The organism is Geobacillus zalihae NBRC 101842, from assembly GCF_001544135.1.
Classification (GTDB): Bacteria; Bacillota; Bacilli; order Bacillales; family Anoxybacillaceae; genus Geobacillus; species Geobacillus zalihae.
The window spans coordinates 22,495-34,697 of record NZ_BCPV01000011.1; the positions used below are offsets into that span (position 1 = coordinate 22,495).

16 protein-coding genes are annotated in these 12,203 nt (G+C 52.7%); 4 read left to right on the forward strand and 12 right to left on the reverse strand.

Annotated features, from left to right (window positions below; translation table 11 throughout):
• Positions 1-74: 74 nt before the first annotated feature.
• Positions 75-932, reverse strand: coding sequence for a glucose PTS transporter transcription antiterminator GlcT (gene glcT, locus GZ1_RS05390; protein ID WP_033005503.1), 858 nt, complete (start codon positions 930-932; stop codon positions 75-77).
• Positions 933-1,133: 201 nt separating this feature from the next.
• Between glcT and GZ1_RS19550 the strand changes: the two genes are divergently transcribed.
• Positions 1,134-1,262 carry a hypothetical protein gene (locus GZ1_RS19550; RefSeq protein WP_015374282.1) on the forward strand — a complete coding sequence of 43 codons (129 nt, stop codon included), beginning with the start codon at positions 1,134-1,136 and terminating at the stop codon, positions 1,260-1,262.
• 90 nt (positions 1,263-1,352) lie between these two features.
• On the opposite strand, the gene GZ1_RS05395 is transcribed toward GZ1_RS19550, so the two are convergent.
• From GZ1_RS05395 to GZ1_RS05415, 5 genes are all read right to left on the reverse strand, one after another.
• A complete protein-coding gene (locus GZ1_RS05395) occupies positions 1,353-2,522 on the reverse strand; it encodes a cation:proton antiporter (RefSeq protein ID WP_174520670.1) in 1,170 nt (389 codons plus the stop codon).
• A 301-nt stretch (positions 2,523-2,823) separates the two neighbouring features.
• Positions 2,824-4,116 carry an ATP-binding protein gene (locus tag GZ1_RS05400; RefSeq protein WP_015374280.1) on the reverse strand — a complete coding sequence of 431 codons (1,293 nt, stop codon included), beginning with the start codon at positions 4,114-4,116 and terminating at the stop codon, positions 2,824-2,826.
• 56 nt (positions 4,117-4,172) lie between these two features.
• Positions 4,173-4,418 (reverse strand): YueH family protein, encoded by a 246-nt coding sequence (locus GZ1_RS05405; RefSeq protein WP_011230486.1) that lies wholly within the window; start codon positions 4,416-4,418, stop codon positions 4,173-4,175.
• A 65-nt stretch (positions 4,419-4,483) separates the two neighbouring features.
• The gene (locus tag GZ1_RS05410) at positions 4,484-5,233 is read right to left on the reverse strand and encodes an SDR family NAD(P)-dependent oxidoreductase (RefSeq protein ID WP_013523280.1); all 750 of its coding nucleotides are present in this window, start codon (positions 5,231-5,233) and stop codon (positions 4,484-4,486) included.
• 269 nt (positions 5,234-5,502) lie between these two features.
• Entirely contained in the window at positions 5,503-6,177 is a 675-nt protein-coding gene (locus GZ1_RS05415; protein WP_011230484.1) for a hypothetical protein, read from the reverse strand.
• A 171-nt stretch (positions 6,178-6,348) separates the two neighbouring features.
• Here GZ1_RS05415 and ykzS point away from each other — a divergent pair, with 171 nt between their 5' ends.
• From ykzS to GZ1_RS05430, 3 genes are all read left to right on the forward strand, one after another.
• Positions 6,349-6,543 (forward strand): protein YkzS, encoded by a 195-nt coding sequence (gene ykzS, locus GZ1_RS18075; RefSeq protein WP_011230483.1) that lies wholly within the window; start codon positions 6,349-6,351, stop codon positions 6,541-6,543.
• Between the two features lie 194 nt (positions 6,544-6,737).
• Positions 6,738-7,322 (forward strand): cell wall hydrolase, encoded by a 585-nt coding sequence (locus GZ1_RS05425; RefSeq protein WP_033010575.1) that lies wholly within the window; start codon positions 6,738-6,740, stop codon positions 7,320-7,322.
• A 233-nt stretch (positions 7,323-7,555) separates the two neighbouring features.
• Entirely contained in the window at positions 7,556-7,735 is a 180-nt protein-coding gene (locus GZ1_RS05430) for a YkvS family protein (RefSeq protein WP_033005507.1), read from the forward strand.
• 32 nt (positions 7,736-7,767) lie between these two features.
• Here GZ1_RS05430 and GZ1_RS05435 read toward each other — a convergent pair whose 3' ends face one another.
• The 6 genes from GZ1_RS05435 to GZ1_RS05460 form a co-directional block, all read right to left on the reverse strand.
• Positions 7,768-8,451 carry an NAD(P)H-binding protein gene (locus GZ1_RS05435; protein ID WP_060788053.1) on the reverse strand — a complete coding sequence of 228 codons (684 nt, stop codon included), beginning with the start codon at positions 8,449-8,451 and terminating at the stop codon, positions 7,768-7,770.
• A 53-nt stretch (positions 8,452-8,504) separates the two neighbouring features.
• Positions 8,505-9,002 (reverse strand): preQ(1) synthase, encoded by a 498-nt coding sequence (gene queF / locus GZ1_RS05440; protein ID WP_033011832.1) that lies wholly within the window; start codon positions 9,000-9,002, stop codon positions 8,505-8,507.
• Positions 9,003-9,053: 51 nt separating this feature from the next.
• Positions 9,054-9,788 (reverse strand): 7-carboxy-7-deazaguanine synthase QueE, encoded by a 735-nt coding sequence (queE, locus tag GZ1_RS05445; protein WP_060788054.1) that lies wholly within the window; start codon positions 9,786-9,788, stop codon positions 9,054-9,056.
• Positions 9,788-10,225 carry a 6-carboxytetrahydropterin synthase QueD gene (gene queD, locus GZ1_RS05450; protein ID WP_060788055.1) on the reverse strand — a complete coding sequence of 146 codons (438 nt, stop codon included), beginning with the start codon at positions 10,223-10,225 and terminating at the stop codon, positions 9,788-9,790. Before queD ends, queE begins: the two co-directional genes overlap by 1 nt.
• Entirely contained in the window at positions 10,222-10,893 is a 672-nt protein-coding gene (gene queC, locus GZ1_RS05455; protein ID WP_060788056.1) for a 7-cyano-7-deazaguanine synthase QueC, read from the reverse strand. The genes queD and queC overlap by 4 nt, the downstream gene beginning before the upstream one ends.
• Positions 10,894-11,064: 171 nt before the next feature.
• The gene (locus tag GZ1_RS05460; protein ID WP_060788057.1) at positions 11,065-12,177 is read right to left on the reverse strand and encodes a GerAB/ArcD/ProY family transporter; all 1,113 of its coding nucleotides are present in this window, start codon (positions 12,175-12,177) and stop codon (positions 11,065-11,067) included.
• Positions 12,178-12,203: the final 26 nt, after the last annotated feature.

Sequence of the window (12,203 nt, forward strand, 5' to 3'; positions counted from 1 at the left end):
TCGCAACTGTTGCCGCCTTATTTGCCCTCTTTACTCATGCCTGATCGAGTCAGTAACACGTAAAGCGAGACAACCTATGCAGTTGTATTGTTCTTTTTCTCCGCCAGCCGTTGCAAATGCAACGTCAAATAGACCGCCTCGGCATCGTCCGCCGGCAGATGAAGCGTTTGCTGCATGACCTTAACCAACTTCCATGCTAGATTATAGCACAATGGATACGCTTCCTTCAAGATTTTCGACAAATTTTTTGGTTCTTCGACTTTTTCACCTTTTTTCATCCGCTCAATCGCATAGCGCAAATGGCGGACGAAACGCAAATAATGAACGCTCTCGCGGTCGATGTCAACGCCAAGCTGTTGCTCGACGATCTTGACAAGGTCAGCAATGAGCTGGGAATATCGATTCGCTTCCGACACGCTTCGTTTCGAAATCGCGCTATGAATATGAAGAGCAATAAAGCCTGTCTCCCCTTCAGGCAGGGAGACTCCGAGCTTTTGTTCAATCGTGCGGGCCACTTCATGGGCAATTTCATATTCCAACGGATACAAGCTTTTCGTCTCAGCCAAAAACGGGTTTTTGACGTCCAATCCTTGCTCAAGCCGCTTTAATGTAAAGGCGATATGGTCCGTCAGCGCCACATGGATGTGCTCGTCGAGCGGTGCGCCCACGCGTTGCTGAATATGTTGAACCACCTCGCTCATGAGGGCGATGAATTCTTCGCTCAATTCCGGAAGCAGCTTTTTGTATTGCTCTTGTTCGCGTTCGTTTTTCAGAACGAAACATTTTTCCACAGCGCTCTTCGCAATCTCGTCCCCCCGTTTTTTGCCGAAGCCGATTCCTTTGCCAAGCAGGACGACTTCGCCATACGCCGGATGGGAAGCGATTAACACGTTATTGTTGAGCGTTTTTTCGACGCGAAACGGCTGTTCCATCAGGCTCCCTCCTTTCCGCACCCATCGTCTGCCGCTAGTCTATGCAGACTACATTATAAACCGGACGGGCCATCGCTCTCAATGACGTTTTTTGGATGGGGAGATGCTCTTCTCGACATACTAATAAGAGGGCTGGGAGGGAGGAAAGGTTTTGCGGGCATACGGCAAGCGGAGCGAAACGGGCCGAAAGGAGGGGATCGCATGTCGAACAAAGGGAGACAAAACAAGGTGAGCCAAGAAACAGCCAACCCGACCGTCTCCAAGGCGGAGGCAGAAATGGCCAAAGACAGCGTGGATACGGCCAAACAAGCGAAAAAGAACCGCTCGTAGCGACAGCGAGGCTGCCCTTTCTTGGGGACAGCCCCGCTGTTTTGCCGCTATAGCGCCGGCCATCGGCCCGGCCGCCCACTTCGACGGCGACTAGGCCGTCCGGCGCACCGGATGAAGACGGCTGAAAATCATCTTCAATAATGGCGGCGTCACAACAGTCGTTACCAATACGACGATGATCATGACCGCAAACATGTCTCCATCAAGCAGGCCGGCTTCCAAGCCGATGCCGGCGATGATGAGCGCCACCTCACCGCGCGACACCATGCCAGCACCTACCGCCAGCGAGCTTCCCCACGAAAATCCGGCCCATTTTGCCCCCAGCGCGGCGCCGACAAGCTTTGTCAAAATCGCGAGCGCACTCCAACCGACAATCAGCGGCCAATGCTCGACGATGCCGGAAAAGTCGGCCGCAACCCCGATGGAGGTAAAAAAGACAGGGACAAACAAAGAATAGGCGATCGTTTCCACTTTCTCAAATACTTCTTCCCGATAGTCCGTAAAACTCGCGCCAAGCCCGGCCATATAGGCGCCGATGATCGCCGCCACCCCCATCGCCTCAGCAAAATAGGCAAAGGCAAAACAGATGACCAGCCCGGCTGAGACGACCGCCTCTGTCACACGCAACGGGGCAAACCACTTTAATACGAGCGGGATGGCTTTCCAAGCGAGCAAAATGGCGACGGCAAAAAAAACAGCTTTTTTCAGCACGACCGCACCAAGCTCGACGTCGCCGCCAGTTAGGCTTAATAAAAACGCCAAGGCAATGACGACCAGCACGTCGTCGATGACCGCCGCGCCGAGAATCGCGGATCCTTCCTTCGATTGCAGCTGTCCCATCTCTTTGAGCGCCTGCACGGAAATGCTGACGCTCGTTGCGGACAGCAAAAGTCCGAGGAAAAGAGCTGTGCCGGTTTCCATGCCGAACGCTGCGCTAGCCGCATACCCGGCGAGCAGCGGAACGAGAATGCCGAGCACTCCGACCGCCACAGCAGCTTTTCCAGTGCGCCGAAACTGGTCCATATCCGTCTCAAGGCCGGCGATAAACATAAGCAAAATGACGCCGATTTGGCTTAACTCCTGCAAAAGGTCGGTATCCTCGATCACACCGAGCACGCTCGGACCAAGCACAATGCCGATGAGCAGCTTGCCGAGCACGGCGGGCTGGCCAAGGCGCACGGCAAGATCGCCGGCAAGTTTGGCGGCGAACAAAATGACTGCCAGTTGGGCGATGAACACACCATCACATCCTTTTCCCATTATCCCTCCCCAAACTACGTTTATCATGTGCAATAGGTTTCATTTTTAACGGATTTCCGAAAGAAGTCTCCCACTTCAAGCAAAGCTAAGTCGGAATCGTTCCCTGCACGATCGGCAGTTTCGACCCTAAACAACTGAAAGAGAAATTTTACGAACCAAAACGCGCTGTGCACCGACAGGGCCTATGATGATCCACAAAACATCAGCCGCTGCCTGCCATAGAACTCGTCTGCCTATCAGCCATGGATTGAGCCGTTAGCCAAAAAAAACAGACATCCTCGCTCTGCGTGGACGCCTGTTGTTATGACAGCGCATTTTGCCGGCCGTTTGCGGCTTTGACGCCGCCGGACGGAAACGTCAAATGAACAGTCGTTCCCTTCCCAACCTCGCTTTCGATCCGCATCGTTCCTTTATGTTCTTGAACGATTTTCATGCTTGTCGTCAGCCCGAGCCCCATTCCTTTTTCTTTCAAAGTGAAAAACGGTTCACCGATTTTCTGCAGCCGCTCTTTCGAGATGCCGACGCCGGTGTCGGCAACATCGACATAGATCTTCCCGTCCGCTTCCGCAACGTGGACGTATAAAATTCCGCCATCAGGCATCGCTTCGATGGCATTTTTCATAACGTTCAACAACACTTGAACAATTTGGTTTTGATCGCCGTACACACAAGCTTTCGGAGCGGTGTTATGGACGGAAATGGAAACGTTGTTCAACGTCGCCTCATGGCCAATCAAGCTGATGACATACGAAATGGCCTCGTCTAGCAAAAACGGCCGATAATCGTGGCTTTGCGGCTTGGCGAGCACCAGCAGCTCGCTCACAATTTGGTTGATGCGGCCGAGTTCACTTAACATAATGCGCATATAATGATCATTCACTTCGCGCGTTTCTTGCATCATCTGAATAAATCCTTTCATGGAGGTGAGCGGATTGCGGATTTCATGGGCAATGCCGGCGGCCAGCTCGCCAAGGACGGACAGCTTTTCTTTTTTCAAGAGCAGCTCCTCGGCAAGCTTTTGCTGGGTAATGTCGCGGCCGATCGTCAGCAGCCCTTTGCGCGCTCCGTTTTCGTCAAAGAGCGGCACTTTAATGACGTCAAACGTCTTCACTTCCCCATCCGGCGTCGCAAACGACTCCTCGCGGCGGGTGACCGTTCCGCTTTTCCATGCTTCGCGGTCCGATTCGATGCACTGCTCGAAAGCGTCCTTAAAAAACGGCACCAGCTCGCCAAGTTCACGATCGGTTTTCCCGACATAGTCGATACGCTCGAGATGATAAAGCCGCTGTCCGAAATCGTTGACGCGCAGCCATCGACCCTCGCTGTCTTTAAAGCAAACGAAATCGGGCATCGAATTGATGAGCGTAAGCAGCTGTTGTTCATTTTCTTCGATCTTTTCCAGCTGCTCGCGTTTTTTTAACAGCTGGTACAAAAAAATAGCCGAGAGCAAAATAAACACGGCCCCTTTGGCGGCGCCAAGCGCCATATATACAGCGCGGCTGATCGACAGCATATTGAGCAGGGTGTCGGTGGCGGCAATCCATAAAATGCTGCCTATGATATATACTGCGATTACTTTTGTTTTGTTGACCACGTTGTCATCGAACCCCTAACATGCAAAGTCGCTGGCGGCCACGGTCGCCCTCTAGGCTACATTTCCCGCGCCCAGCCGAGCAACCGCACGGCCAAGAGGGCGGCGCGCTCATGGTCAAGCCGCTTTTTTAGCGATGCCTCAAGCCGCTCGGCCACCGCCTCCGCCTCTTCCTCATAGGCGAACGAAAATGACCACTCAAGCGCCGGAATGGCAATCACGATATATTCTTCTTTTCGATTTTCGTAAATGTAGACATTAGCCGGAGCTTGTCCGTCCATCACCGGCGTTTTGCGGATTTTCATTTTTCCGTCCCACCTTTTCCTTTCAAGCCGTCCCCATTTTGTTTATTTTAACAAACGCCCGCTCCCTACTCAATATAAATCATTTTCCTTGTCATTCCCCCGTCGATGACCAAATTGACCCCGGTGATAAAATCGTTTTCCTCATCGCATAAATACAGACAAGCGCGGGCGATATCGTCCGGTTTGCCGACGCGGCCGGCCGGGTGCTGCCGGTGGTCAATGTCTCGCAGTTGCCCATAATCGCCCGTTTCAATCCAACCGGGGCTGATGCAATTGACGCGAATGCGATCATCCGCAAACGACACCGCCAGCGCATGGGTCAAAGCGACAAGGCCGCCTTTCGATGCAGCGTACGCCTCGGAATTCGGCTCGGACATGAGCGCCCTTGTCGAGGCAATGTTGACGATGGCTCCGCCTTTTGCATTGCGGCGCATATATTTCGCTGCTTCTCGAGAAGCAAAAAAAGCGCTGCGCAAATTCGTTGACAGCACGTCATCCCACTCCTCAACCGTCAGCTCATACGGCGACTTCCAGCGTGAGACGCCAGCATTGTTGATCAAATAGTCAATGCGGCCGAAGCGGCCGGCAGCTTCTTGTACAAACCGTTCAATATCGTCCACCTTCCGCACATCCGCTGCCACAAAGATCGCCTTGAACCCGTCCGACTGCAATTGCGCGGCGAACGCTTCACCGTTTTGAATATCGCGGTCGATGATCACGACGTTCGCTCCCTGTTTTGCGAATGCTCTAGCGATCGCCTTGCCGATCCCATTCGCTCCACCGGTGACAATGGCTGTTTTCTGTTCCATGCTCATGTGCAATCTCTTCTCCCTTCCTTTGCTCCGTTTGCTTTCGGATGGGATCCAACCGAAAGAGGTAGGCCTTATGCATGGCCTTCCCTCCTACGATAAGGAACGTTTGTTCTATTCATGACCATTTTATACCTTTCGTTCTCTTGATGCAAGAGAAAGGTGGATGAGGAAAGATACCGATTCATCCCCCACTTGCGCTCACGCATGGAAGTGAGGATTTTCTCGGCTCCAGATGTAAAAAAGACCGCCATTCGGCGGTCTTTTTTGGCATCTTACCGATAGGGGCCATACGAGATTGGAAAGCCAGGTGCATACGGGGTTCCTCCGCCATAATATGGAGGCAGCGGCGCAGCGGGATAGCCATAGCCATACGGCATCACCGGGGCATACGGCTGCGGCGCCATCGGTGGATAGTACAGCGGCGCATACGGATGTGCGCCAGGAACGAAACCTGGTGTTGCACCAGCAGCCATTCCAGACAGCGTGCCAGGAACGGCCACGGGAGCCGTGCTGCCAGCCGGGGGGACGTTTTCTGCATACGGGGCCGTCATGCCATACGGAATAGCGGCGTCATCAGGCGTCATCGGCGGCGTGTTTTCTTTCCCACCCATCGGCCAAACGGAAGCATGGGCCATATTCGGCCCGGCTCCTAAACCGAGCGGCGGCGCCGGCAGCATCATATCGGAGCTGTCCGGACTGTCTGGACTGTCAAGATGGACCGGACTGACAAGCGGCGCTGGCGGCGCAACCGGTGGACACCAATAGCCATAAGGCGCTGCCGGCGGATAATACGCCATCGGCATCACTTGAGTCGGCGTCGCTTCATTTGGCGTCGTTGCCGATAGCGGAGCCATCGGCGGCACGTTATTCTCCATCCACCCGGCTTCATTGTCATGGCCGGAAGAGGTTGAAAACGGACCATTCATATACGGATCCCAATGATTCATTGTTCTCTCCCTTTCTTGCTTATATTCTCGGGGCGCGTACCCACCCATATTGTATGTCAGAACAAGCAAAGGGTGTTTGCCCGGCCAAAATATAGGTATTTAACCCAACAGGCGTCTGTGATACGATAAATAACGGTGACGATGCCGAATCAACGCTTGGGGGGACATGCGATGGATGAAGCACTGGCGGCCAAGCAAATCGATGAATTGCGCAACGGAATCATCTCCGAACTGTTGGTGAAAAAAGAGGACTTCCCTGTTTTTCGTGCCGTGCTCGTCAAACAGCCCGACTTCAAACGATTTCGCGGCATCGCCCAGCGCGGCGGCCACGTTATTTACCACTATATGGATGCTCCACGCAGCTAAAAGCTCCTGTCCCCATGGCTTCACATCCGGCTTTCCGCCCCGAAAGCCGGATGTTTTGGCTTGCGGAGAAATTTCCATTCCTCCTATGAAACTAGTCATTTCAATGCTTCGCGCACTTTTTCCATCATTTCGATAATGAATCATCTTCCCATCCTTGTTACTCTAGTAGCGAGTTTACGAGAGGAGGGATCAGGATGAAAAAAGGAAAAGCATGGGTGATGGCGGTATTGTGCGGGATGTTTTTCTTTGCCGGCCATGCCGATGCGGCAACCATCCACACCGTCAAGCGCGGCGACACGCTTTGGAAAATCGCGAAGCAATACGGTGTGCCGCTCAAACAGCTGATGCAAAAAAATAGAAAAGACGATTGGCTGTATCCTGGCGAAAAACTGATCATCCCGAACGCAGGCATTACAGCGGCGGAAAAAGACTTGCTCGCTCGCCTCGTCCATGCTGAGGCGAAAGGGGAGCCGTACGCCGGGAAAGTAGCCGTGGCAACGGTCGTGCTCAACCGCGTCGACCATCCGGATTTTCCGGATACGATCCGCGCCGTTATTTATGAGCGCTCTGGCGGCCATTATGCATTCACGCCGGTCGCAAACGGAACGATCAATGAACCCGCTGACCGTGAATCATATCGCGCCGTTGAAGAAGCACTTGCTTTTCGCGGTTTAGGAAACGGCTCGCTCTATTTCTACAATCCGAAAACGGCGAAAAGCAAATGGCTGCGCTCCCGTCCGGTGACGGTCGTCATCGGCAACCATGTGTTTGCCAAGTAGATGAAAACAAGGGGACGGCTTCGCCCCTTGTTTTTTTTTTAAAATATCAAATTTTAGGAAAGAAACCCCTTTACTTGTGCATAAAAATAAGGCAAACTAGTAAAAAAGCGCCTGCTCCTTTTTATAAAGAGCGGGCACAACGGCCAGGGCGCACCGGCCGGCCGCCTTTTCGGCCGATCACGCCCGTTTTAGCCGCCGACGACTATATTCGGTTTAAAAAGGGGAATGATAGAATGGTGAAAAAAGCAAAAGTCGGGGACATTATTGAATTTAAAAATGGATTGCGCGGCATCGTGGAAAAAGTGAACGAAAACTCGGTCATCGTCGATTTGACATATATGAAAAACTACCGCGAGCTTGATTTGCAAGAGCGGACGGTGGTCAACCATAAAAATTATAAGATTATTGAATAGAAAAAAGAGGCCGTCAAGAGCCTCTTTTTTGTTTACGAAATGCGGGCGAGTTCATCACATTCATAGATGTGGACGCCGTTCGCTGCGGACGCCGCCCGGTAAAACATCGCCAAAGCAAGCTGATGGGCGTCAACCGGCTTATACTTTTTCCATTTGCCGACGAACAAAAACGGCAGCCGGCATAACAGCCACCCGGCAAGCGTCTCGCCGAGGCGGAACTCCCGACGCTTGCCGACGAGCAACGATGGACGGAAAATATGAAGCGATGGGATGGAAAGCCGCTGCAACGCCTCTTCCACCTCTCCTTTGACGCGCTGGTAAAAAAACGGCGAACACGGGTTGGCGCCAACCGAAGAGACGGTCAAAAAGCTTTTCACGCGGCACTTTTCCGCCAACGCCGCCGCGCGCAGCGTATATTCATAGTCAACTTGAATGAACTGCTGCTTCGTTTTCGCCTTTTTCCGCGTCGTTCCGAGGCAGCAAAACACATCATCGACATAAAAATGCCGCTCATACGATTCAAGCCGCGCAAAATCGGCGACGACTTGCTGCAGTTTTTCATGTTTAATCGGCAGCGGGGTGCGGACAAAAATGGTCACTTGCCGGTACAAATCCGACTCAAGCAGCAACTTGAGCAGTTCCCCGCCGACCAAGCCGCTCGCCCCAAGCAAAAGAGCTGTTCTTCGCTCCAACGCCAAAACCTCCAAGGCAAACATTCACTGTCCATTATATAGGAGTGTTGGCGAAAAAACTACCTCTTTTTTGTAGTTTAGCGGTTGTCGACTTTTTCTGGATACAAGTCGTGGTTGAGCAGCCGGTATTCCGCCATTTTTTCGTATTTTGTCCCCGGGCGCCCCCAATTGCAGTACGGATCGATGGAAATGCCGCCGCGCGGGGTGAATTTGCCCCACACTTCGATATAGCGCGGTTCCATGACTTTAATCAAATCGTTCATAATGATGTTGACGCAGTCTTCGTGAAAGTCGCCATGATTGCGGAAGCTGAACAAATACAGCTTCAACGATTTGCTTTCGACGCATTTTTTGTCCGGGATGTAGCTGATGTAAATCGTCGCGAAGTCCGGCTGGCCGGTTTTCGGACATAGCGAAGTGAACTCCGGACAATTGAACTTCACGAAATAATCCCGGTCAGGATGTTTGTTGTCAAACACTTCAAGAAGATGGGGATTGTACGTAAACGAATACGTTGTCCCTTGATGGCCAAGCAGCGTCAAGTCTTTCAATTCTTCCTCTTTTCTTCCTGCCATTCCTTCATTCCTCCCTTTGATTCATGCAACGTGAGCGGCCGCACCCCCGCTTTACACGCCACGCTTGTTTCCCCAAAGAAGCGTGTGCAGCTGCGGCAAGATGTGGACGTCGGCCAGCTCCTCCGAATCGGCGGCTTGCTCCACCAGCCATTCCAACCGATGGAGAAGCTTTGTGCGGAGTGCATCCACATCTGAATCGGCCACATCGGCGTTGCCTACCTGCAAGTAAAACGGAACGCCTAGGTAACGGCGGTGCACCTCTTTCGCGTACGCCAAATCGGCGTCATCAAAGACGACGACTTTCAAACTGACGCGCCGCGTCCGGCTTTGATCTTTCTGCAACCGCCCGATGAGTTGGTCGAGCGCCGACCAGTCGGTGTCCATCCCCGAACTTGGCGGTTTTGGGGAAATGGTGACATCGTCTACATCGAGCAGCCAGTCTTGCCAGCGGCTCCCTTGCGTTTCAACCGCAACGCGCACCCCTTTTTCGTGAAGAAGGGCGACAAGCTCTCCAAGAGCGGCAATGAGAAGCGGGTTGCCGCCTGAAATCGTCACGTGGCGGAAGCGGCGGCCGCCCATGGCTTCAAGCCGCCGCCAAATATCGTCTGCCGTCAACTGCTCGATCTCGTCTTTCGCTGATCCGTCCCACGTAAACGCCGAATCGCACCAGCGGCAGCGATAATCGCAGCCGGCTGTGCGGACGAACATCGTCTTTTGGCCGATCACCATTCCCTCTCCTTGGATGGTCGGACCAAAAATCTCCAGCACCGGAATCGTGCGCGCCATTACCGGTCCCCCGCTTTCGGCCGGTAGACGACATAGCTCGTCGGCGTTTCGCGGACAAACACTTGCAAACATGTCGGCTTGTGCGGCAGCGTATCCAAATAGCGCTGAATCGTTTCATAAATCGTGCGCGCCACCACTTCCGTCGTCGGAAACCGGTTCGGGTCGTTTTCATCAAAGCAATCGGTGTGGTCATTGAGCAGCGTATGATCCAGCTTTCCATGCACAAGCTGTTTGATCGTTTGAAAATTGACCAAAAATCCGCTTTCATCGAGCTCATCGCCAGCAATCGTCACATTGACGATGTACGTGTGGCCGTGCACGTTGGCGCAGCTCCCGGCCGCTTCGTGCGGGATGAAATGGGCGGCGGCGATGTGCATATCTTTGTTCAGCTCATAGCGGTAAGGGTGCATCACTTGCGGATAAAGCTGGTGCATCATGGCCGCTCCACCCCCGCTTTTTCCCGCAAATAGTCATCCAATCCGCGCTTGCGCAGCACGCACGCTGGACATTCGCCGCAGCCGTCGGCGATGATGCCGTTATAGCACGTCAGCGTCTTCGTGCGAATGAACTCGAACGCCCCGAGCTCATCCGCGAGCTTCCACGTCTCCGCTTTCGTCAGCCACATGAGCGGCGTATGAATGACAAATTCGTAATCCATCGCTAAATTCAGCGTGACGTTCAACGATTTGATAAACACATCACGGCAGTCCGGATAGCCGCTGAAATCCGTCTCGCACACTCCCGTCACAATATGGCGCGCGCCCCGCTGTTTGGCAAGCACCGCCGCGAACGATAAAAACAACAAATTGCGTCCGTCCACAAACGTCGTCGGCAGCCCGCCTTCCTTTTGTTCGATGGCGATATCATCACGCGTCAAGGCGTTCGGCGCCAATTGCCCAAGCAGCGACATATCGAGCACCGTATGGCGAACGCCAAGCTCAGCGGCAATTGCCTGAGCGACTTCAATTTCGCGGCGATGACGCTGCCCATAGTCAAACGTCACCGCTTCCACTTCCCCAAACTGCTCTTTCGCCCAAACCAAACACGTCGTGCTGTCTTGGCCGCCGCTGAAGACAACGACCGCCTTTTCTTCCTTCATCTTCATCACAATCAACCTCCTTCTGAATCAGCAGAAGAAGAGGTTTCCAAAACAAAAAAGGCCATACCCCTAGGATACAGCCGTCCCTAGTTTTTTATAGAGGGTTTTGCTAGAAACCTCTCCCGTACAAGCGTACGGAATTGCGATTCTTCTGTTTTCCATATTACTATACCATACTTATGGCTTTTGTTGTAGCGCCTTTTTCACTTTTTCCGCCGTCCATACGTATAGATACAAAAGCGGAACATACACCGCGACAAGATAAAATCCCGCCTTCGCTGTCCATTCCGTCAACTGCTCAATATGTGTCTTCTCCTGAAAAAACATTCCCCCGACAAACAAGCAAGCGAGCAACACCGGAAGCGAACGGCGCTGCTGAACAGCAAACAGCTGTTTGATCACGCGCGTCGCCGCCCAAATAGAGACCGCGATGATCGGGAACACAACGAGCACATAAATCGAGATGACAATATACTCCATCCGCTCGATAAACGGCACTTCCGGAATTTTGGCCAGCGTCAGCGTCGGCCATGTAATATGCTGAATTTGCTCTTTGTTATAAAACACGATGGAAATAAGGATCAAAACAAAATAAATGAACATCGTAAATGCGTTGGCCGCATGCGCCCACTTTTGCGAGGACGGAGCCTGTTTTAAAAACGGGTAATACATCAGCAGCATTTCAAACCCTAAATATTGCAGCACCATCTCTTTCGATGCTTTTGCCAATTGCCCAAACGAATGGTCGAACACCGGCAATAAATTCCGGTATTGAGCATACTCAAGCGGAAAGAAAACCATCGGAAAAATCGTCAACAGCGGAGTCACCACCCCCCAAACGCATAAGCCGACAACGACGCGAAACCCGCCGGAGACGACATAATACGTCATCAGCAAAAACATAAGGCTGAACTGCCACGCCCCCATCAACGGGAACACCCATACTTTAATGATTTCAATGTATGATTGAAGCACCATAAACGCCGCCAACGCGTAGTAAAAAAGAAGTCCAAGGCTCAGCACCCCGCCGATCCACCGCCCGAAGTACTGTTCATGAAGCGACACGAGGTCTCCGCCTGATGGCGAATGCGACAACAGCCGATACATGAGCCAAATCAACACGTGCGCCGACAGCCCGGCCATTAAGACTGCCATCCAGGCATCCTGCCCCACCTCTTTCATCAGTGGACGCTGAAAATTGAGTACCCCGATCCCAACTTGCGTAGCATGAATGACAAAAAACACAAGAAACGGGGAGATGAGAAACCGTTCCTGAATGGCCTGCTTCATCCTAATCCCTCCTCATGTTCCCCGTC

What these genes read in the sequence shown, in the direction of transcription:
- GZ1_RS05430 (WP_033005507.1), top strand. Translation starts at nt 7,556, where the DNA reads ATGGTGAAAAAAGCAAAAGTCGGGGACATTATTGAATTTAAAAATGGA.
- GZ1_RS05410 (WP_013523280.1), bottom strand. Translation starts at nt 5,233, where the DNA reads ATGAGCATGGAACAGAAAACAGCCATTGTCACCGGTGGAGCGAATGGG.
- GZ1_RS05425 (WP_033010575.1), top strand. Translation starts at nt 6,738, where the DNA reads ATGAAAAAAGGAAAAGCATGGGTGATGGCGGTATTGTGCGGGATGTTT.
- GZ1_RS05415 (WP_011230484.1), bottom strand. Translation starts at nt 6,177, where the DNA reads ATGAATCATTGGGATCCGTATATGAATGGTCCGTTTTCAACCTCTTCC.
- GZ1_RS05405 (WP_011230486.1), bottom strand. Translation starts at nt 4,418, where the DNA reads ATGAAAATCCGCAAAACGCCGGTGATGGACGGACAAGCTCCGGCTAAT.
- ykzS (WP_011230483.1), top strand. Translation starts at nt 6,349, where the DNA reads ATGGATGAAGCACTGGCGGCCAAGCAAATCGATGAATTGCGCAACGGA.
- GZ1_RS05460 (WP_060788057.1), bottom strand. Translation starts at nt 12,177, where the DNA reads ATGAAGCAGGCCATTCAGGAACGGTTTCTCATCTCCCCGTTTCTTGTG.
- queF (WP_033011832.1), bottom strand. Translation starts at nt 9,002, where the DNA reads ATGGCAGGAAGAAAAGAGGAAGAATTGAAAGACTTGACGCTGCTTGGC.
- GZ1_RS05435 (WP_060788053.1), bottom strand. Translation starts at nt 8,451, where the DNA reads ATGTTTGCCTTGGAGGTTTTGGCGTTGGAGCGAAGAACAGCTCTTTTG.
- queD (WP_060788055.1), bottom strand. Translation starts at nt 10,225, where the DNA reads ATGATGCACCAGCTTTATCCGCAAGTGATGCACCCTTACCGCTATGAG.
- queC (WP_060788056.1), bottom strand. Translation starts at nt 10,893, where the DNA reads ATGAAGATGAAGGAAGAAAAGGCGGTCGTTGTCTTCAGCGGCGGCCAA.
- glcT (WP_033005503.1), bottom strand. Translation starts at nt 932, where the DNA reads ATGGAACAGCCGTTTCGCGTCGAAAAAACGCTCAACAATAACGTGTTA.
- queE (WP_060788054.1), bottom strand. Translation starts at nt 9,788, where the DNA reads ATGGCGCGCACGATTCCGGTGCTGGAGATTTTTGGTCCGACCATCCAA.
- GZ1_RS19550 (WP_015374282.1), top strand. Translation starts at nt 1,134, where the DNA reads ATGTCGAACAAAGGGAGACAAAACAAGGTGAGCCAAGAAACAGCCAAC.
- GZ1_RS05395 (WP_174520670.1), bottom strand. Translation starts at nt 2,522, where the DNA reads ATGGGAAAAGGATGTGATGGTGTGTTCATCGCCCAACTGGCAGTCATT.